The sequence below is a fragment of the Candidatus Kryptoniota bacterium genome, assembly GCA_036567965.1.
In the GTDB taxonomy this organism is placed as follows: domain Bacteria; phylum Bacteroidota; class Ignavibacteria; order Kryptoniales; family JAKASW01; genus JAKASW01.
Genome location: DATCTN010000031.1, coordinates 1 through 21,477, shown reverse-complemented (window position 1 = coordinate 21,477; position 21,477 = coordinate 1). Strand labels below are relative to the sequence as shown.

Genomic DNA, 21,477 nt, shown 5'->3' with positions numbered 1-21,477 from the left:
TCGAAGGGCTTCTGAATCTCAGAAGGGCGAATAAATCCCCTCTCTTAGTAATTGGAAAGATATTTTCCGAGTTCCCATGGAGTCACTTCAAGGCGATAGTCGTCCCATTCGAGTCGTTTGGCGTTGACGAATCGATCGTATGTGTGGGCGCCCAGCGCTTCGCGGATGACCGTATCTTTCTCAAGTTCGGCGATCGCCTCTTCAAGCGATCCGGGGAGCACGCTCAGCTTCGCTCCGCGCTGCGTGTTCGCTATCAGATATAAATCTTCTTCGGTAGCCTCCGGGACCTTCAACTCTTTCCTGATACCATCGAGGCCAGCCGCAAGCATGACTGCGAATGCAAGATATGGATTGCAGCTCGGATCAGGGCAACGAAGCTCGATCCTTGTTGACTCGTGAGTGTGGGCGCGCGGAATCCTGATAAGTGCCGACCGGTTTATCCGACCCCAGCTTATGTAAACCGGAGCTTCGTAACCGGCGACCAATCGCTTGTACGAATTGACAAGCGGGGCGAGTACGGCCGACATTCCCCTCGCATGTGCAAGCTGACCGGCAATAAAATGTTTTGCCATCTTCGAAAGTCCGTGAGGATCACCAGGATCGGAGAACGCGTTGGAACCGTTCGCTTTATAAGTCAGGCTCTGGTGAACATGCATGCCGCTGCCGTTTATTCCGCGCATCGGCTTCGGCATGAATGTCGCATACAAACCTTTTTGCTGCGCAAGTATTTTCACGAGCACGCGGAACGTCACCGCATTGTCCGCGGTCTTAAGTGCGTTTGAATATCTGAAATCAATTTCATGCTGACCGGTGGCGACTTCATGGTGCATCGCTTCCGCTTCGATGCCGAATTCGTAAAGCGCGTCGGTTATCTGCCGCCACAGACTGGTCGCAACCATGTCGACCGGCTGATCGAAGTAGCTCGCACTGTCCTGCGGATTGGGCGGAACAAGACTACCGTCAGGCGCGGGCCTGAGGAGGAAGAATTCCAGTTCCGGTCCCGTATTATAAATGAATCCCATTTTTTCCGCTTCGCCGAGAACCCTTGCAAGGACAGCGCGCGGATCGCCGATGAAAGGCTGACCGTCAGGAGTGAAAACATTGCAGATCAAACGGGCAGTCGCTTCGTTCCCCGCCAACCACGGAAGCACTGCGAACGTCGACATATCCGGTACGAGATACATATCGCTCTCGGCAATTCGAGCAAAACCCTCAATCGAAGATCCGTCGAACCATATCCCGTGATTTAGTGTAGCCTCAAGCTCCTGGACGGGGATCGTGACATTCTTAACTGCCCCGACTACGTCTGTAAACTGGAGGTCGATAAACTTAACGCTGCGCTCTTTTACTTGAGCCAGCAGCTGCTCGGCTGAAAAACTCTTAGACTGTTTTGTCATTTGTGAAATGTCTGCAAAATAAATGCGAGGATAGTCATTGCGACGAGTAGCAATATGGCTGACCCGATGGCCAACACGGTTGGAGACCGCCAGACCGGCGCAGCCGCAGCTGGACCGGTCGAGCGATCAAGGATAGAGATATCCACCGCGTCGAGATGATCGATATCGCGAAGGAGGGCATGCATGTCTGAATACCGGTCATCAGGATCGAGCTGTAGACATCGCGCAACGACCGCGGCGATCTGCGGCGAGATCCCCGGAAACTTTCGGTCCATTCGAGGAATGCCACCTTTCAGGTGTTGTGCCATGACCGCGAGCGTATTATCGCCGCTGAATGGAGGAGCTCCCGTTAAAAGCTCGTAGAACATTATACCGATGGCGTATACATCCGTGCGCTGGTCGCCGCGATGTCCTTCGATCTGTTCGGGTGACATGTAATCCGGCGTTCCGGCTGCGCTGCTGAGGTTCGCGTATGTTACCCGGTGCGCACCTCTCGTAAGTGCCAGTCCGAAATCGAGCACGACTGGCTGGCCTTCTGGTGTAATAAGAATATTATCCGGCTTCAGATCGCGGTGGATTATTCCGTGATCGTGACAATGCGCCAGCCCGTCGGCGATCTTTCTGATCAATCTCAGAGAGTTTTCTGGAGACATCGGTGCCGAATTCGAAATAAGGTCGCGCATAGACTGTCCGTCGATCAATTCGGTGACAAGATAAGGAGTGTTGTTGAAGTTTCCCGAACCGAGTCCCCTCTGTATCGCCGGATGGTTCAGCGTGCGCATGACTTCAAGTTCCCGCTGGAAGCGCTCGTACTGTGCCGGGTCGCCGATCGACATAGTGTCGGGAATTTTCAGGACGACCTCATTTCCGCTCAACAGATCGTATGCGCGATAAATATCGCTCATCCCGCCCTTCGCTATGTGTGCGCGGATTTGAAAGTGGTCGAATTGGTCGCCGATTTGGAGCATTGATAATCCCAACACAGTTTCCGCAAGTTTCATTTTCCACTCATGAATGTTTTGCCGCTAAAAGTTTTTTCAAAATAAATTTGGTGCTTGGTGCAGATTTCGCTTGCCTGTAACTTGCGGTTGAAACAATTCCCACAAGTCTACTAAACAAAGCGCTGAAAAGCAAAATTCCGTCAAATGAAGCGTTTTCCCGATAATGCGAGCGGCAACTTCGAGAAAATTCATTCACTCTCCTATCTGTTGAAATGAATAAGCGCGTGTCCAAATCTTCGGGTGAAACTTTGCGGCTGCCGGAATAGCAGCCGCGAACGGTTCGGAAAATGTTCAAGATTAAATGTCGTAATAAAGTATGAACTCGTAAGGATGCGGACGAAGTGCTACCTGCTTTACCTCTTTCATCATCTTGTACTCGATCCAGAGTTCGATCAGCTCTTCGGTGAACACATCGCCGCGCAGGAGAAACTCGTGATCGTGCTCGAGCGCCTTCAGGGATTCTTCCAGAGATCCTGGAGTTGACGGAACGTTCTTGAGTTCTTCCGGCGACAGGTCGTAAATGTCTTTATCGAGCGGCTCTCCCGGATCGATTTTGTTCGCGATCCCGTCGAGTCCCGCCATGAGAAGAGCGGAAAACGCGAGATAAGGATTCGTCGACGGATCCGGCACGCGAAATTCAACCCGCTTTGCCTTCGGACTCTTCGAGTACATCGGAATTCGCACCGAAGCAGATCTGTTTCGCTGACTGTACGCGAGATTTACGGGAGCTTCGAACCCGGGCACCAACCTGTGGTATGAATTCGTGGTCGGATTTGTGATCGCGCAAATTGCAGGCGCGTGTTTCAATAAGCCGCCGATGTAATAAAGCGCCATCTCGCTGAGGTTCGCATAACCGTTTCCGTAAAACAGCGGCTTCCCGTCTTTCCACAGGCTCTGGTGCACGTGCATCCCGGAACCGTTGTCTCCGAAAAGGGGCTTCGGCATGAATGTGACCGACTTTTTGAACTTGGCGGCGACATTCTTGGTAATGTATTTATACGTCATCAGGTTATCTGCCATCGCAAGAAGCGAAGAGAACCGCATGTCGATTTCAGTCTGCCCAGCCGTGGCCACTTCGTGGTGATGCACCTCCACATCGATTCCGACTTTCTCCATTGTCAGCACCATCTCCGACCTGATATCCTGCAAGCTGTCTATCGGTGCGACTGGAAAATAACCTTCTTTGGTTCGTGGACGATAGCCGAGATTTTGCTTGTCGTTCCTTCCGCTGTTCCACATCCCCTCTTCCGAATCGACCTCATAAAATCCCGAGTTCACCGTCTGGTCGAATCTTACGTTGTCGAAGATAAAGAACTCCGCCTCCGGACCGAAGAAGGCGGTGTCTGCAAGACGGGTTGATTTAACGTAAGCTTCCGCCTTATGCGCGACGAATCGCGGATCACGGCGGTAAGGTTCGCCCGTTACCGGATCTTTCACGTCGCAGACGATATCGATCGTCTTGTGTGTCGTGAAGGGATCGATGAAGTATCTCTCCGCGTCGGGGATCAGGACCATATCGCTTTCGGAAATGTTCTGGAATCCGCGGATACTCGATCCGTCGAATCCAATTCCTTCGTCGAACGAGTTCTCTCCAAGTTCAGATGGCAGGATAGAGAAGTGCTGCCATTGGCCGGGAATATCGGTGAACCTCAGATCGATTATTTCCACATCGGAATCTTTGATAAAACTCAAGAGCTTCGCGGCCTTGGAGCCGGCTGTCTTTGTTGCTGTTGGCATTTTTTCCTCCAATGTTTGATGAATTTGACTACTCAACCCGTCCGGCTCTTCCCCCGCGGGTCACGCTTTTGGAAACAGTCGAGACCGGTTCTCCTTGTATATTCTTCGTACGTCCTCGCCCCGGACTATAATAGTCGAAGCAAGATTTCCTGTCTTCTTCATTTCACAATTCGCCGAATGAATTTCGGAAATGACCACTTCGAAGAGCTAATCTCGGTATTTGCTGAAAGGCGGCGGAGGAAGACGGTGACAATCGAAAGATTGTCGTCGCTGTTCCGATCAAGCGCAAGATCAATTATCCTCCTGCTCAACGCTTCAGGCCCCGGTGATGACTTTGACAAATCGGCGAACTCGTGATCTTCAATCACCGACCAAATTCCGTCAGTGCAAAGTAGTATTGTGTCCTCCTCGTGTACCGCGACCTTAGAAATATCCGGTTGGACGAAAAGACCGAGTCCAAGACTCTTGCTCAGAACAGAGCGCTGGCTGTGAGTCCGAACCTTATCAGGCGACAGGACTTTCATGCGTACCATCTCGCCGACGCGCGTGTGGTCATTGGTAAGACACCTGGCTTCGTTCTTCCGTATCAGATACGCGCGGCTGTCGCCGACGTGTCCGACGTAAAGATCTCGCCCGACGATATTGATGGCGGTTAGAGTGGTTCCCATCCGTCCCGCGGCCATTCGCTGAGCCGCCTGATAAACACTGAGATTCGCGTTTTGAATGCTGACCCGAAATTTCTGCAGAGGTGATATGCCGTTCGTGGCGTAGAAAGTTTCGAAAAAAGTTTCAAGCGCGAGCGTGCTGGCAACTCCTCCATGGGCGTAGCCTCCCATTCCATCTGCGACACCATAAAGGTGTCCGTACACACCGGTGAGGCGCGGGTCTTCGGAATCGCACAGCCTTACGGCGTCCTGGTTGTCTTCGCGGACTTTTCCCGTGTGACTTAGACTGTACGAATCTATTACATTCTCCTCGGCAGGGGACATCTGGATCGCTTGCCCCGACCGAAAAGGGAAGAGACCTGTGGAAGGATCTCCTCCCGGGCCGGGTTTCTTTTATTTACTTTGCGGATGTTTGCTGTTCTAACATGCTTGGCAAGATTGCCCTGCCGACTCTTCGGCTGTTCCAGACCAGGTAGAAAGCACTCACCCCTCCCCAACCGCCTGCGATCCACAAAGCTATTTTGGTAGCGTCTGCCGATATACCGGGAGTAGTAAGTCCGATCACCACAACTGCCACAAGCATTCCGATGTTTCCGATCAAACCAAGGAAAGGAATCATTCCATGTTTGATCTTGTGGAATTCATTCCGTCCCACAAACGACACGAAAGTGAGCGCACAAATGAGGGCATACAGTGCGAAGGTCCCGATATTGGATGCGAGCGTTATTCCGGTCAACGCCGTAACATTCAGGACGCCGATCGCTCCGATGACTGCCGAGACCCCGACAAGCACCCAGACAGCGACGTGCGGCGTTGCATACTTGCCGTGAAGCGCTCCTATAGGACCGGGCATTTCTTTATCCTGTGCCATCGCAAAACTTATTCGAACTGCCGTGTTCATTGCGGCAAGTGTAGTACCCAGAACGGCAAGTGCGACGGTGATCGCCACGATAATCATGAGTGCGAACCCGTTTCCTCCAAGCATGGCGTCGCCGATTTGACGCGTAAGATCTCCAATCGGAGCGCCCGAAGCAGCTGCCGCATCCATTCCAAAAAGCTTCGTCCCATCTGCTCCGACGTACGCGAGTTTCTCGGAAACTGCGTAGTTAGCGGCGAAGTATTCGAAGAGGTACGCAAATAATCCCTGGATGACAAGAGCGAGGATGACAGCTTTCGGAATATGACGCTTGGGATCGATCGCCTCGCCCGCGAGCGAAGTGGAGGACTCAAATCCCACAAGAATTAGAATTGCAATCGTAGACTGAAACAACATTGCTGAAAAATTGTGAGGTAGAATCACCGACGGACCGTTGCTGTAAGCCCAGTGGGTAGCATGGAGCGGATTCGTGAGGCGAAACATTATCGCGAGTATGCTGAACCCGATGAGCGAGACAAGTTGAATGACATTTATAGCGATCGCGACATTCGTCGATCCGGTTATTCCGCGAACTGCAATTATCCCGACCAGAATAGCGAAGACCACCGCAACCGCGATCTGCATCGGGATTGAAAGATTGACATTGAACTGGCTGAATATGTAAGTGACCAGGACGGACATCATAGCGACCATCACTCCCGTATAGACCCAATAGAACAGGTGTGCCGCCCAGCCTGTAAGGAATTTTGCAATCCTGGCAAATCTCTGGTGAGATTTTTTTTCTCGATCTAGAAAAGCCTTCTCGGCGAAATAGTAAGATCCTCCCGCGCCTGCTTCCGGGTATTTTCTTGCCAGCTCAGAAAAAGCGATAGCCGTTAAGAAGGCAATGATCAGCGCGACAAAGATACCGCTCCACATATCGGTCGCGCCGCCTGTATTTGAAGCCTGAACCTGATACGTTATCCAGAGAAACGCGCCCGGAGCAATTAGCGCCATCGCGTTCACTGTTACGCCCGTGAGGCCGAGTGTCTTCTTCATCGTAGGTTTAGTTTCTGCCATCTTTTCCTCCCTAGGTTGTATTAATTATCAAATCACTTATCTTGAAACCTTCTCGTAAATCAGAATGACGTCACCACGCCGACCGTGAGAGTGGGCTGGGAATTCCTGTTCGGGAATGGCGTGCTTGCCGAGACGAATGCTTTTCCGTTCGCGAAATCGTCACGCGCCTCTATCCTCAACATGAGCGGACCCCATGGACGGTATTCGTACGTCAGGGTCACTTCCTTGAATGTTGCTTTCGGCAAGAAGACGCCGGTAGTGTAATCGAACGGGTCATAATAGACTTCCCCTCTGGCTGCGACATCCGATTTTGCATCGAGAGCGTATTTGGCGTATATCGCCACTCCCTTCCAGAGATTGAGGAAGCCTCCTACTCGCTCCTGTCCGTAATCTGCGTCTACTGCCAGGGAGAGATTATCTCCGAGCGCTTGGCCTATGATTATCTCTCCGACATCTTTCTTGCCGTATGGAGCTCCGAAGGGTTGTTCGAACCCGCTCATGCCGCTCAAGATTATGCTCGTGCTCGATGACGGGCTGTAGGTTAGTCCCAATCCGACAGACTTCGAATGATTGTTGTCTATTGTAGTATTCCAACTATTAACGATATGAAGCGCGACGGTGAATGTGCTTGATACCGGGTAGGTGAGTCGCATTCCCGTGTGGTAGTATGGAATAGCGAACGCGAAAAGATATGACCGGCTGTAGTTCCAGTTACCGTTCGACTCTATAACCTCGTTCCCCATCATAGTTACAAACTTGCCAAGGTCCACCGTTAGCCCCGACCCGATCGGCAGAACGGCCGTCAGGTAAGCTTGCTCGACCAGGTTAAGCGTGCTTGTGGCCGCTCCCGTCGCTCCTGTAAGAGGGTTCGTAAGTCCCTGGACTATGTCGTTGGCCGTACCGAATCCGACGTCTACACGGAACCCGACGGGCTGGGCTTGCTCCTGGACGGTCAGTTTTGCCAGACTGAGACCCAGCTGGTTGTCATATATGTCGAAGTTCCTGAAATTGTTTAGCTGGTTGGCGGGGCTGTTGAAGTTCTTTGAGTAATAGACATCCACCAGTGCGTTCCATGTTATCTTCGGAGTAGTCGTAGTCGTTGAATCCGCGGCTTCCAGTCTCATGGGAAGGAACGAGATGGCCAGTGCGAACCCGCAAATTAGTTTTTCGAAATATTTCTTGGCGAGAGAGGTTGGCCTTCTAGTCATACAGCGCTCCTCACCGATTGCTCGGTTCTTGATTCGAAGACATTCTCTATCGACTGAGGTTTAGCTGTACCCTCGGTTTTCTCCATTTGTCGCCTCTTTTGTTGGTTTTAGCTGATTGAAAATCTATAAAGATAATAGGCCTTATTACCATATTAATTAATCAATTATAGCCAATTTACAATACTAATTAAGTCCGAGCGTCCGATTTTGTCAACTAATTTCGACGACATATCTGGTGCTTTCCTTAAAATGTGAAGTGAAGCCCCGAATTTTTCGTCCATTCTTAAGATTTTAAGGGCAAACCAGAACCAACCGTACTCCCCCGGCGAGAAAACCTAACAAGAGATCGCGGTCAGTTTCTTGCTAATCTGCAGCCTTGAAATTCGTAAACGCGTACAAACTTACGATTACAAGGTCTTCCTGCAGTCCTTGTGTTCCTTGGTGGAAATTTGTCGACATGTCTCAGCACGGGTTAGACGAACCACTCATCCGCTCATTCCGCTTCTGCCCTCTCCGCGCTTTCTCCCCCGTCGTTTTTTTTTCAGGTTCTTCTGGTAAGAGAGGCGGGCACAATTTCTCAGGCAGCTACAAATCCCTGTACCATCATTTTGACATTTGAAAATCCATTCCTATTTTTCTTACGTCAGGAGCAGGGAGTACTGCAAGGAGAGCCGGGTAAATTAGAATACGGATGGCGGGTATGAAGCTAAGAATTTTTCTTTTCGCATGTTCAATGACGGGTGTATGTTTTTCCCGGTCCGTCAGAATCAACGAACTAATGTACGCCCCGTCGGGCGGAGAACCGGAATGGAAGCTAGGCAGACACCACCAAACGGTGATTTCGTCATAGAAACGCTAGGATTACATCCGGAAACTGTCACTCTAGAGGGCAGAGTCTGGTATACCTTCAGGGCCTTCGCTAATAAGAGCAGAATGCCTTATTCAACTGTTGTTACTTGGACTAGACGAAGGAAACTGGATTCGACGGAACTCTATGGCTGCAAGTATGTGGTGGAAAAGATAGAGACCAAATCTCGAACTTAGATATTACCGCCTCATCTAGTAACGAAATTGACGCCGGTGCATCAATCAGGGCAGGTCAGAGTTAGGGCCCAGCGATCAGCTAGGTCGTGGAAACGGTGTAACCAAACACGGAGACCATCAACAACAATGGCAAGACCCTATTCACTTTCTGACTGTTCTCAAATGTGAAGACAAGGACATGCGCAGCCATCATTACTTAAGCTTGGGAGAGACCGTTAGAGGTGAGTGTGGTTCTCGAGCCGAATACGCCCACGATAACAATATCGTAGAAAGAAATCAGTGCTCCCTCAATCAATTGGGCATTCTTCTTTATCACCACATCATAAGACTCTTACCGTGAACTACCCAAAACAAAAAAGTCCCGCCACGATTTCTCGAGACGGGGCCAGAGTAAAATCAATGTATGTAGGTAATTAACTAAACAACATCGGTCTTTTGGGGTGATGCCTTCATGTCAGCTGATCCTTGCAAGGGGTCAAAAGCCGCCTCCGGAATAGCGACTCTCAATATCTTGTCTAAGCCTTCAAGCCTAATTATGAAGTACTTCTGATTAAGTACCTCGACAAGCTCCCCTACCAATCCCGCCAAGGGACCAACAGTTATTATACCCTTCAGTCCGATTTGGGCGGAAGATAGGATGCCGACTTTGTCGGGGCAAACGTCAGTGACTTTTCGAATTGCATCGATTTGCCATTGCGGCACGACGCTTGGTTTTCCGCCTGAATTAAGGAACTTAACTAATCCATTCAACTGGTAAACGAGGTTTCTCTGACCCTGTGTAAGTTTCACGAACAGATATGAGCTGAATAGGGGTACCCAGACTCATTTTCTCCTGTCACTCCATTGGTGCTGTTAGACTTCAGAGCCTGCCATACAGAAGCGGGGGTAAAATTAGGAGATGGAATTGAGTAGATTAGGCAGGAAAGGAGAAGGGCCATGGGAGAGAAAGAAGAAGCAGGAAGTTTAGTACGGGAGATAACGGAGGACCCGTAAGAAATACTCGAGTGAAGAGAAGATCCGGATAGTATTGGAAGGACTTAAAGGAGAGACGGGGATAGCGGAGCTCTGAAGGAGAGAAGGGAAAAACACGAATGTTTATTACAAATGGAGCAGAGACTTCCTTGAAGCAGGAAAGAAGAGACTCCAGGGAGATACAGAACGGGAGGCGACCATCGGAAGGAAAGGACACCAGATGATCCGATGGCCGCCTCCATCTATCACTGCAGAAGGAGCAATTCTTCTGCCGCAAGCCCCTCTCCTTAGGTAGAGCGAGTTCCATCGGGCCAAGCTTGTCAATAATCTCCTCGATTTTCCAGCCGAAAATCCCGCGAACGCCTGGTTGAGGTACCTGAAGAGATTGCCCTGGAGCACGTAAGTGCTGGTGAGAAACGATACCACGAACTTGTGGAAGAGATGGTCTACATGGTCCCGTTCCTCTTCATTTTGAGTCAGCATTTCTTCTGTCAACTTACCTCGACCTTTGATTTTCAATAAATTCCAAACCTAGCAATTTGGAAAGTCTTTTTGTTAGAATGACTAGATGGAGAAGAATGGGAATCAGACGAGGAAGCACTACAGTCTTGAACAGAAGGTGAAGATTCACCGGGAACACCTGGAGAATCAGATACCGTTGAGCGAGCTTTCGGAGAAGTACGGGATCCCTGTGAATGACCTCTACCACAGGAAGAAGAAGCTCTTCGAAGGAGCGGTGGAGATATTCCCGTCAAAGAGAATACCAAGATGTCATCGGAGGAAAGGAAAACGAGCGTCTCAAGCAAAAGCTGAAATCAGATGGCCGACTGACACCGGAGCTTGTGAAAGAGAACATCAGCTTTAAAAAAACTCACGTGGCGAGATCTAAATGGCCGCTGGGTTGAACCGGATATACATGATGAGATGTTAAGCGACACCGGGCTCATGCAACAGAAGACAGAAACAAGGAGCAGGACGCCGATTGACTGGATCGGGGCAAAGGATCTATACGAGCACACTTTGGGATAAAAGAGAATGCAACCCGTCCTCAGCAACGTAATAGCCATCTCTTGGCAGAAGCCTCACTCAGGCCAAAAAGCTGTCAGTTTGCTATGCTTCTAAGGCAGGAATTGCCCGCAACTTAAATACCGTCTTGTACTTGGCGGTGCTGGCACTCGGTATGTCGACGGATGTTGCAGGCGCAATTCCTTGCACTCAGAAGGAGCATATGTCGATCCAAAAAAGGTCACACTCTGTTCAGTAGATTATGTGAGTTCGGGGGGCTGTAAGTCAAAAGCGATTTCTAGATGGATGTATTCTTAATCGAGCGTGACTTCAAATCGGGAGTTCTATTCTTGGTGCGACAGAACAATGGGTATACAGCAGGTGTTACTAAATCTCCATTGATAAACGAGACTACGATACCAAACTAAACCAGTCTACCTCTCTAATGCCCGCCTGACTTCATTCGATTTCCGCAGAAGGCTAATATCTGTACGTTCATATCATGGCAGAAAATTGAACCGGGTTTTGTTAGATCTACATGTATGGGTACAAGGTTACCTAATCTCATGGAATGTCTCCAACTCCTGGGAACCAGTGGTTCAAATCTTACACGATTCGCAATACGCTGAGAGAGAACCATCTAAGGATTCTGAAGCACCAATTGGCTCGAATAGAGAATCTGGAATTGTAACTTTCAAAACTTGGTCGAGTCCTTCGATTCTAATTATGAAATGACGTTGGTTTAATATGTCAACGATTTCGCCGCGCACCCCAGTAAGAGGGCCTCCAGTTATTTTTCCCTTCAAACCGATGCAACTCGAACTAAGAGACTCAACTTTGTCAGGATAATACTCAGTGACTTTTCCAATTGCATCAATTTGCCACCGGGGGACAATACTCGGTTTTCCGTTTGACGTCAGGAATCTCACAAATCCGTTTAATTGATAGATGACGCCCCTCTGATTGCTAGTGATGTTCACAAAGACATAAGAGCTAAAAAGCGGAACATCGATCCATTTTTTCCTGTCACGCCATTGATGCAATTCCCTTCTGAGTGGAAGAAACGATTCAACCCCCCATTTCGTCAACGAGTCATGGGCTTGCTTCTCGTGATGTGCCCTCAAGTAAATTACATTCCACGATTTTTCTCCCTCGCAATTGCAGAGGAGACCTTTATCAGAATGCATTGGCATTGTGACCGACGACATCGTGTTGTCCTCCTTCTTCAGGTTGTTTTGTGAATGCATATGCGAGTTTTACCGCTCCAGACATGAGACGTTAAGAAAGCAAAGCGCCACTGCTGTATCGTCACGGTCCTGCCCCAACATCGGCTTTGCGTTGATCTGCCATATCCGTCACTTCTTGCATTGAATCAACCCGCATCGTAATGATCCTAACAGAAAATGGAATCTACGTTCAATGTCTGGCTTCAGTCCATGTGACAGACTCTCTCCAAAGGGATTGAGACTGGGGATGACCCAAGATTTGTTTCCATAACGCCCGCCGTGTATTTCCGCCATTTTCTCGCTGTCTGGTCAGCGCCCAAACCTTGAGATAAGCCTCCACCCTCCACGCTGCTCCGTCAACTGTGGTTCCAATCTGCTTCATGAATTCTCGCCTCGGCTTTCGCTTCGCACTGTCCTCACGTAACCCGAAGTTTAGTGCGACTTTATGTCTGATCATAAACCGACTCCTTTATGCATCCAAGGTTTGATCACAAGGCAGTTCGGAATAATGAGGTGGTATTTAAAGAGGCCGGGTGCTCTTGTGTCTTCAGTCATGAAGCCGTTCTCGAAGAGGACATAATTCGAAAAACAGATCGAAAAATCACTTCGTCAATCTGGCGCCCTGGAATCTACAAATAATCAGCAAATTCTTACAACTGGAAGTCCGAGCAACATACCTAACTTCGCGATCCTTCCGGCGATATTCCCTATGCCGATCGCGCAATGATGTGCGGGTCCTTGCTTAGACCATCGATTAATGAATTCCCGCGCTCCTATGGAGAAACGATAACGACTGTTGGTGTTGCCAATCTCCAGCACTGGGCCGGGTACCGATTCTCCTTCGGCAACGAGCAGGAAAAGGCCGTCTTTGCCTTCAACTAACGACAATAGCGTGACTGGTCCATTCTTCACGGTCATCTGAATCGATAAACCTCTGCCAGGTTTACCGTGGTACACGGGCAGCGGAACCAGCTTTACGCGCCCTTCAGCAATATTAAAGTGCGCTGGACCATCATGACCCAACAATACAATATCATCATTGAAATCCATGGCGTAAAATTCAGAGAACGACCCTCCCACACCAAACGCATCCATTATCTTCATAGCCTGAGCATTCTTCACTTCACATTCGCCGGCAACGGGAACATGCCTGCCGGTTAGAAGGGTATTCCCGGCAATCATGGAAGTCACGATCTTTTCGTATTCGTTCCCGGAAGTCCCTTCATAATAGTATGCCAAGGAACCGAGACCATGAACCCTCACAAGTTTATCGAGTGCAAGTGATGTGCGAGCCGCACGTTCAAGCTCTTCAAGTCCGCACTCTGGTGACACCTCAAATTCTGTTTGAAATTCCTCGGTTTTTTCTTTGACTTTCGCTTCAGTAATTTCGTCGCGATAATTCTTCAGTTCGCACATTTCCAAAAGTTCAATGTGGGTGCCAAAAGCGGACGATTGTTGGGTCAGGTCAGTGTAGACATCAAGCATTCCGTTGTAGTAGTGTCCAAGGATCCCGAGATTATTGGTACGCATAACATCAGCCACTCGGGCTGCTTCAATCCAACCTGTTATTTCGTCCCAAGAAAACTTCTCTTGCAAATAACCGGACACAAACTCGTAACGAATACCCGAACGATTGAATACGCTGGCTATTTCCGGGACTGAGCAAGCCTGACAATGGGCCAGCCATTCACCTGTCATCTTGCCGCGATCACCCATTTGGTTAAAGGCGACATAATCAATTGCCGGTACAGGTTGAAGATTCAGAATGATTACCGGGACCCTTGCATTCAGCACCGCAGGCAACACGACAGATGAAAGTGCATACGTAGATACGTGAAGGAAAATTAGTGATACGTCCTCCTTTCTGAAGAGCTCACCTGCAGAGCGTGCTTTTTCGACGGTATCTACCATACCAGCATCCACAACCGCGACATCCTTGTTACAGGATATTCGATTCAAAATCGTTTCTCGGTACCCGTTAAGTCTGGCCAAGAGTCCTGGGAACTGAGCCCAGTAGGTACTTAGACCCACCGAGAAGAGTGCGATTTTTGTCTTATTATCCATTGGGGCTTCCATATGAACCGAACTTCATTGCAGCCTTTATCATTTCTTTGACCGTTTCTGTCGACACATCTGCCTGAACAATATGAGCAGGTGCAAGCAAATATCCTCTGCCTTCACCAAGGATTCCTATTCTGCGTTTTATCTCCTTGCGTATCTCTTCAACATCGCCCCTTGGCAGCAATTCCTGTTGATCAATCCCGCCAAAAAAACAAATCCGGTTACCGTATTTATCTTTCAGCTCTCTCGGATCGGAACCGGGAACATTCGGCTGCACAGGATTGTAAACATCAACGCCGATCTCTATGAAGTCATCGAGCAGTGGAGCGACAGCTCCATCCGAATGCATGATGATAATAATATCCGGATTCTTTTTCTTTAATTTGTCAATTAACCTTTTGTGACGCCCCTTAAACATGCGTCTCCATATATCCGGAGCGATAAGCATTGATGTCTGACTCCCCAGATCCTCCCCAAGCCAGATGGCGTCGACACCAGCTTTCACCAATTGTATTGCAATTCCCGTGCTCCACGCTTCAACGCGATCGTTCAATCTATCCACCCAAGGTTCCTCAGATATCATCGCCATGAGATACTTCTCCAATCCGGTAAGATGCCAGGCCATTTCGAATAGCGTAATCTCCACATCTCCAATGACAAAATAATCCTCTCCGTACTGTTCTATGTCCCGCTTGGCCTTGTCGAATCTTCCCGGAGCATATGGATCTGGAAACGGGTACCTGTCTATATCGCCGACTGTCTCAGCATTATCCAGCGGACATTTCACTACTTCGACATACAGCGGAGTAGGTTTCATATAGAGCCCAAACTCGTTTTTCGCAATATTATCTCCGATTATTTCAGGCGAATAACCTCTTGCAACTGTTCCGCCGACAACCACGACATCACTCCCTAATTTCGTGCGGATTTCGTTCGCGGATATTCTATAAGTGAGATCCTCATAATACGACAGCGCGAAATCGGGTTCCATCCCCATTTCCTTTCCGAAGCTCTGCGTAAGTTGCCTGCATAAGTCAAATTCAATCGGTACCCTGTCCGGAAGCCCGTCTTTCTTTTTCAGAGCTCTTGAGACCCGTTCTTTGGAATTCATTCTGACGTGCCCCCTTCTGCAGAAATGATATTGCTAAGCCAATACCAAAATACTCGCGGTTTAACTGAATCAGGAGGAGTCTTGAATCCTGATTCCAGTTGGGAATACCACCTGGAGTTTTCCCGCCCTCCCATAAAAGGATACTGGGCAGCTAAACACAGTAGAGACACCATGACAAGGATACGTTTCATCTCTCACTTCGGACCATGGTGTTGTGAATCCATCCATTCCTTCGCAGCCCTGACAAACGGACTCTTCGAACTATGCGAGACTGCAAACGGGGAATACCCGGATATTGGATTTCCTTCGATACCCCAACCAAAAACAGTTAGAAGGACTGCCCCATGATCGAACATCGATTTGAAATAACTGTAGGCCTGCCCGAAACTGCTGTCTACCCCCCTGCCATATCCCTCTGCACAGGCAAAATATCTCTGCCCACTGTCCGCTTTCCTGATATCTGAGACCAGTGTGTCTAAATTGTACCAGCAGGTTACAGGTGATAAAGTGAAACCCGGAATACTGTAGTTGTTTACGGCTGCCCACATCGGGGGGGAAAATGTTGTGTGAAGGTTTCGATCAGAAGACATAAACCCAACCATGTGTGTGAATATCTTCTGCTTCGGTATTCCTGCATTGTGGACCGTCCTTGCAAGAAGTTCAGAGTAATCGTGGATTACCGTATCGAGAGCGAGACGATTGTAAGTCGTATAACTCTTCAAGTACAACGAATGGTAACCGTATTCAGTTGCTTCCCAGGCTTTCATCGTATCGCCCGTCACCACATCGACAGGTAAGTTGCCGGGCTTCACTTTCAGTATAGTGTCGTTTAAGGAATAATCAGGTATGTGGGTTTCCCATCCAATCGCCATGCCCGCAAAAAGATATTCCTTGCCTTCCGCCATTAACTTGTTATATCGTTTCACAAGCGGATCAAGCACACCGTTCTGCAGTTGACTGACCACGAAATTCCGAAATCCCGGGGACTGATAGCATGGAAATGCTTCCGCATGAGTCCAATGCCCCCAGTTAAACCAGAAATAGGCAAGTCTCCCGTTGGACTCGCCTCCCCAGCTCTCAGTGTCTTTAGGAAACGCTGTCCATTCGCACCATTCAGGGTTCATGTAGAATTTCGGAGTCGCACTATCGCCAAACGAATTTGTATAGTTGTTGCAATCATCAATTTGGAAATACAACGGGACATCGTTCGCTTCTGCTACATCAAAAGCCGCATTGACTTCGTCTCGCATCTGTGCGACAGACTGCGTCAAGAGCATGGGACCGACAAGTCCAATCGCATACTTGTACCTGCTGTCCTTCTTTATTGGACCAAATAAATGCCGCAACTCTTTGACGTAACTATAGCGTATGTCGGCATCTTTTCCGCGGTTGGATTTGTCCATCTGCCGATAAGGTGTGTTTGTCAAGAAGAACACTATATACTTATCCTTTACACCTTTGGCAGCATTAGTTTCATCCGACTTCTGCCGCGCATAGGAGGAAATCGAGGCGCATAACAAAAGAAGGATGGTCATGGCAAGTCGCCGCGAACCCATTCTCCTGGATTCACTCCTTGACTTTCCTTGCGGAAGCAGGCTTAGACTGTCTTTTGGCATTTGTCTCGACCCTCCTTTTCCTTTTATGATGAAGCGGAATGACGCTCTTCGAGCTTGACTCAAATGACAAGAATTTTTCGAAGGCGTAGCTGTTCCGTAGATGGTGGGAATCTCTATGTCGTCGTCAATGAATTCAATGGAAAGGAATCCTATTATCGCTTGACGTTTATGATCCAGCCAGCATCAATAATCCTAATCCAAACGCGAAGAATACAAACATCGCTATGATTAGAGAGCTGGTACCTCGCGGAGCATTTCTGAACTCCTTCCATATAAAGACCCCCCACAAAGCAGCAACCAGGGTTGCGCCTTGTCCCAGGCCGTAAGAGATTGCGGGCCCCGCTTTTCCTGCTGCGATAAGATTGAGTGAATTGCCAAGTCCCCAAATCAATCCGCCTAACACTCCAACCATATGAATTTTGAATCTGCCTTTGAAGAATTCCGTATAGCTTGTTGGTTCCCCTTCAAATGGTTTCTTAATTAGAATGGTGTTGAAGATAAAATTGCTCAAGAAGATTCCGACTGAAAAGACAAAGACCGCCGTGTAAGGCGTCATTTTACCAGCAGCGGGATTTACAAAATCATTCAAATCCATGGATGCGGCTATAAAGCGGTAGAAGAAAGCCATCAACAATCCTGCGACAACCGAAATTGTAATTCCTTTCGAAGACGCTTTTTGAATATTGGTGCTCTTCTTCCTGTAAGCTATGGCATTAAGTATGATCGCAACTGTTACCAGGATAACTCCAGCGAACAGTAAAACGGGGTCCCCTTTTTCTGCCGCAAAATAGTTTATCATGACACCTAACACTAACGCTATGCCTATTGCTACCGGGAACGCTACAGCCATACCGGCGATTGCAATAGCAGCAGAGAACAGAATGTTCGCAGCATTAAAAATGATACCACCCAATAATGCACTGCCGATATTCAAATGGCTCGCTTGCGAGAGATCCGTAAGGAAAGGACGACCCTGTCCTCCTATACTGCCTAAAGTGAAAGCAAAGATGATGGATAACAGCAATATCCCTGTGACATAATCCCAATAGAAAAGCTCGAATCGCCAGGTTTTGCCGGCTAACTTTTGAGTATTAGCCCATGAACCCCAACATAGCATAGTAACTATGCAGAAAAGAATCGCAATGGGATAGCTCTCTACAATGTACATTTTTCCACCTCATCAAGTTTGGTTTGAAAGGACCTGGACCCGAATAATTGCTCGAAAGTCATTAGATGGTTTCGCAAGGACGAAATTCCTCGTTGCGTTTTAGGTTAACACGGTACTGGTAGACCTTAAGGGCATTGTCGTGTCTAGAACCGTGAAGTCAGTCCGTGCTTACCCCCTTGGAGAAGGGATTTAATTTACAGACCTGGGTGAGTAAGACCAAGAATACGGAAAACGCCGCTACCTTTTGAAGTTTCACTTGTCGCTTGCCCGAGCTCATTGAGAACGAAGTAACTGACATTCTGCAGGTTAGGATCTCCGGAGCCTAGAGCGTTCCTAAGTTTTAGTGTTCGTTCAGCTCTCGTCGATACGGTGCAGATGATTGAGCACCTAACCGCGTTACAGAAATGGCCGACGCCCGACAGGCGAAAGCGACCGCATCTCTCAATGGACTTCCCTCTGCCAAGGCCGTTACCAACGCGCCGTTGAATATGTCTCCGGCTGCAGTCGTGTCGACAGCAGTCACTTTGGGGGCCGGAATTAAGTCCACCTTGTCGTGATCCAAAACTAATGCGCCCTGGGCTCCCAAGGTTATAATCACGATCTTTACCCCTCTATCATGAAGAACCCGCGCGGCTTTCTCCGCCGACTGGATGTCTGCCACACGAACACCGGTAAGAGTCTCTGCTTCCGTTTCATTCGGAGTCAGAATTGAGGTTGCCCTGAGAAGCTCATCCGTCAATGGGTGGGCCGGCGCAGGATTCAGGACCGTCATCACCCTGCTGGAGCTAGCAACTCGGATTACATGTTCGACCACATTGATAGGAATCTCCAATTGGAGCAAAACTATTGCTGCAGCCTTGATGGCGTCAACGGCATCACCTAAATCGCCGGTCGTCATTGCGCCATTTGCCCCGGGAGCTACCGCGATGCAGTTCTGTCCGTTCTCGTCAATAAGAATGAGCGCAACTCCCGACGGGTTATCAGCATCTGAGAGGACATTGCTGGTATTGATTCCTTCGTCCCTAAAAAGCTGCGCTGATTTGTTCCCAAATACATCGTTGCCGGTTTTGCACACGAAAGTAACATTGCCGCCCAAGCGAGCAGCAGCAACGGCCTGGTTGGCGCCTTTGCCTCCGGGATTCATGAAGAATTCGCCCCCGAGAACAGTCTGGCCGGGAGCCGGTAAGTTTCGCACTTTGATCACCATGTCGGTGTTCGTGCTGCCCACTACAACTATCGAACGTCTGCTGTCTTTCTGCATACCTTCACCTGATGAATTTACCTTTTAGAATTTCTCGAGTTTAAGTCGAGACTGGTCATTGAAACGGATAAACTTCGCCTCGCCTCTTTCAAGTTTTACATTCACTTTATTTCCAAGGCCACGTTGCTCCAAGCCCGTTTTGCCCCATATCTCGAACTGCCGGGAACCGTATATATCAATTCGTACGTCGGCTCCCTTGCCGAAGCTTGCATTGGCAACATAAAGACCCTTCCCATCTTTACTATCCATGCAACCGACTACCACACTCCCATTTCCAGATATATTCTTGAGCGGAGAGTAGTCGGTTCTCACATAGTCACCCTTCAGAGCATCCAAAACATAGCGAGGAGGGTGATACAGGAATACGCCGACATTTTCGAATTGTGAGAAGGCCTCATCAAATGCGTGCATTTCAAAGTTGCATTGTTTCACCACGTTGTATTCAAAGGTCCTTTTCCCATCCGACGCGATTGGCGCGTCTTTCCATTTCTCGGGACCCTCACCTTCATCATACGTATTCCTGTAAGGAAAGGCTATTACTCCTCTTCCACCAAGCGCAAAAGTCATGTTCATCATCCATCGATATTCGAAAAGGTTTGGCGCCGGCTTATCCAAATAGCCCCACGATTGTATCACATTCCAAAACGGGATCTTAGCCCGGTACGCAGCCTGACGTATAACGGACAGATTAGACATGAATCTGAACAGGTCCTTTGAGCTCCTTGAGTTTCTGACGGCCCGGGTAATGGGATAATGGTCGTAGCACAATACCTTCGGCCTCACGATGCGAACGTACTCAGATACATATTGTTCATAAGAGCTGACGCCCAGTTGCTCCGTGGTAGCATAGTTAGGAAACAGGTTTGCTATTGCGAATTTACCGGCCGGCATGATTGTCTCGCAGGCGTTCTTTATCCCCGCAAGCTCCTTGAAATCAGCGGCAGAAGGTTCATCCTTCATAATTAATCCAGTAAATGCAGTCGATCGCGTCAAATATTCCAAGGGCTTCGCCAAGCTGTCATCGGATCCCCCGTAGTACCCGGAGGGCAACCAAGCGACCAATTTGATGCTGTCGGCTTCGCATTCCTTCAGTATCCAGCTGTCCCTCGTTTGATCACCAGACATCCTTATCACTGCCTGATTAAAGCCGGTCTCCGCGTACTCTCTCATTGCAGCTGTTACATCATCGAGGCTCGTGACCCGATATCCGTCGAGAACGCTGGCCGCTCCAAGAACGACACTAGATGTGTTCCTTCCATCTTCTTGTGCATCGTCGGATCCGATAAGGAGTATCGAGGCCGTCACCAGGAGGGAGACAACTAGTATTTCGCCCGCGAACTTGGTTCGTTTAATCATCGATCTAAAAATTCGCTCTAGAAGAAACGAAAATCCTATGCCAACAAGAAACATTTCAATCAGACTTGACTTCCATAAGCACAAAGAGGTGCGGCTTAGTTTGGCTGGTGCATCATCAACTTGTTGATTATCTCCTGTACCTCTTTTGCACTTGCGCGCGGAGTCAAATAATACTGTCCATGCCCTTTGTAGTCCCAGCCGTTCGATCCGTCGTCATGAATAATTATCTTTCCGCTCCTCAAGTTGAATAGCGGCCTGTACCCTTTCACGGCGACCAATGCTGCCACTTCATCCCAACTCATCCTGCCCAGAGAGTCTTCTGGTGATTTTGGAATGCATATGCTAAACACATCTTTCACCGGATCATTCTTTATTCTGTCATCCTTTGTCAAGGGTAAGCCCGTTTTAATCTCAACGCCAATCTCAAAACCGTCAAACACAACTGGGGTTGGCCAATTGTTAAACACTATCTTCGATGATTCGCTATCGGTCGATAAGTTGTATTCTTTCCCTGACGGAAATTTCCCCGCCATGCTGACCAACAGTTTCACCTTTCTCTTGATCAATTCTCTCCCTGAGAGAGGCGAGTATTGGTCCCGCCCGGACTTCAGTAGATTCGCCAAGTTTGTCAAAAAGCCTTCCGTCTCTACAACCACGCTGTGGTCGGGTTGCTTTGCCAACACTTTTCGGTATATTTCAACTGCATCCGGCAC

17 protein-coding genes and 2 pseudogenes are annotated in these 21,477 nt (G+C 48.8%); 2 read left to right on the top strand and 17 right to left on the bottom strand.

Annotated features, from left to right (window positions below; translation table 11 throughout):
* Positions 1–44: 44 nt before the first annotated feature.
* From VIS48_15060 to VIS48_15025, 8 genes and pseudogenes are all read right to left on the bottom strand, one after another.
* On the bottom strand, positions 45–1,397 hold the full coding sequence (locus tag VIS48_15060; GenBank protein ID HEY9167470.1) for a glutamine synthetase family protein: 1,353 nt from the start codon (positions 1,395–1,397) through the stop codon (positions 45–47).
* Positions 1,394–2,398 (bottom strand): serine/threonine-protein kinase, encoded by a 1,005-nt coding sequence (locus tag VIS48_15055; GenBank protein HEY9167469.1) that lies wholly within the window; start codon positions 2,396–2,398, stop codon positions 1,394–1,396. The genes VIS48_15060 and VIS48_15055 overlap by 4 nt, the downstream gene beginning before the upstream one ends.
* A 36-nt stretch (positions 2,399–2,434) precedes the next feature.
* Positions 2,435–2,590 carry a hypothetical protein gene (locus VIS48_15050; GenBank protein ID HEY9167468.1) on the bottom strand — a complete coding sequence of 52 codons (156 nt, stop codon included), beginning with the start codon at positions 2,588–2,590 and terminating at the stop codon, positions 2,435–2,437.
* 105 nt (positions 2,591–2,695) lie between these two features.
* On the bottom strand, positions 2,696–4,135 hold the full coding sequence (glnA, locus tag VIS48_15045; protein HEY9167467.1) for a type I glutamate--ammonia ligase: 1,440 nt from the start codon (positions 4,133–4,135) through the stop codon (positions 2,696–2,698).
* A 158-nt stretch (positions 4,136–4,293) separates the two neighbouring features.
* Positions 4,294–5,124: a protein phosphatase 2C domain-containing protein gene (locus VIS48_15040; GenBank protein ID HEY9167466.1), complete on the bottom strand. Its 831-nt coding sequence runs from the start codon at positions 5,122–5,124 to the stop codon at positions 4,294–4,296.
* Between the two features lie 73 nt (positions 5,125–5,197).
* On the bottom strand, positions 5,198–6,736 hold the full coding sequence (locus VIS48_15035; GenBank protein ID HEY9167465.1) for an APC family permease: 1,539 nt from the start codon (positions 6,734–6,736) through the stop codon (positions 5,198–5,200).
* Positions 6,737–6,795: 59 nt separating this feature from the next.
* The gene (locus VIS48_15030; GenBank protein ID HEY9167464.1) at positions 6,796–7,944 is read right to left on the bottom strand and encodes a porin; all 1,149 of its coding nucleotides are present in this window, start codon (positions 7,942–7,944) and stop codon (positions 6,796–6,798) included.
* Positions 7,945–9,405: 1,461 nt separating this feature from the next.
* A pseudogene (locus VIS48_15025) lies at positions 9,406–9,789 on the bottom strand (hypothetical protein).
* 178 nt (positions 9,790–9,967) lie between these two features.
* Between VIS48_15025 and VIS48_15020 the strand changes: the two are divergent.
* A pseudogene (locus VIS48_15020) lies at positions 9,968–10,159 on the top strand (transposase).
* Here the strand turns inward: VIS48_15020 and VIS48_15015 are convergent.
* Positions 10,087–10,479 carry a hypothetical protein gene (locus VIS48_15015; GenBank protein HEY9167463.1) on the bottom strand — a complete coding sequence of 131 codons (393 nt, stop codon included), beginning with the start codon at positions 10,477–10,479 and terminating at the stop codon, positions 10,087–10,089. The pseudogene VIS48_15020 and the gene VIS48_15015 sit on opposite strands and share 73 nt — an antisense overlap.
* Before the next feature lie 49 nt (positions 10,480–10,528).
* On the opposite strand from VIS48_15015, the gene VIS48_15010 reads away from it, so the two are divergent.
* Positions 10,529–10,825 (top strand): transposase, encoded by a 297-nt coding sequence (locus VIS48_15010; GenBank protein ID HEY9167462.1) that lies wholly within the window; start codon positions 10,529–10,531, stop codon positions 10,823–10,825.
* A 1,556-nt stretch (positions 10,826–12,381) separates the two neighbouring features.
* Here VIS48_15010 and VIS48_15005 read toward each other — a convergent pair.
* The 8 genes from VIS48_15005 to VIS48_14970 all read right to left on the bottom strand — a co-directional run.
* Complete coding sequence (locus VIS48_15005) at positions 12,382–12,648, bottom strand: hypothetical protein (protein ID HEY9167461.1); 267 nt, start codon at positions 12,646–12,648, stop codon at positions 12,382–12,384.
* Positions 12,649–12,830: 182 nt separating this feature from the next.
* Positions 12,831–14,255, bottom strand: coding sequence for an L-fucose/L-arabinose isomerase family protein (locus VIS48_15000; GenBank protein HEY9167460.1), 1,425 nt, complete (start codon positions 14,253–14,255; stop codon positions 12,831–12,833).
* Entirely contained in the window at positions 14,248–15,153 is a 906-nt protein-coding gene (locus VIS48_14995; protein ID HEY9167459.1) for a uroporphyrinogen decarboxylase family protein, read from the bottom strand. The genes VIS48_15000 and VIS48_14995 overlap by 8 nt, the downstream gene beginning before the upstream one ends.
* 404 nt (positions 15,154–15,557) lie before the next feature.
* Positions 15,558–16,979, bottom strand: coding sequence for a hypothetical protein (locus VIS48_14990; GenBank protein HEY9167458.1), 1,422 nt, complete (start codon positions 16,977–16,979; stop codon positions 15,558–15,560).
* Positions 16,980–17,145: 166 nt separating this feature from the next.
* Positions 17,146–18,147 carry a GRP family sugar transporter gene (locus VIS48_14985; protein HEY9167457.1) on the bottom strand — a complete coding sequence of 334 codons (1,002 nt, stop codon included), beginning with the start codon at positions 18,145–18,147 and terminating at the stop codon, positions 17,146–17,148.
* 340 nt (positions 18,148–18,487) lie between these two features.
* On the bottom strand, positions 18,488–19,408 hold the full coding sequence (rbsK, locus tag VIS48_14980; protein ID HEY9167456.1) for a ribokinase: 921 nt from the start codon (positions 19,406–19,408) through the stop codon (positions 18,488–18,490).
* 24 nt (positions 19,409–19,432) lie between these two features.
* The gene (locus VIS48_14975) at positions 19,433–20,764 is read right to left on the bottom strand and encodes a hypothetical protein (protein HEY9167455.1); all 1,332 of its coding nucleotides are present in this window, start codon (positions 20,762–20,764) and stop codon (positions 19,433–19,435) included.
* 95 nt (positions 20,765–20,859) lie between these two features.
* A partial coding sequence (locus VIS48_14970; GenBank protein ID HEY9167454.1) for a nucleoside hydrolase occupies positions 20,860–21,477 on the bottom strand: 618 nt, incomplete at its 5' end.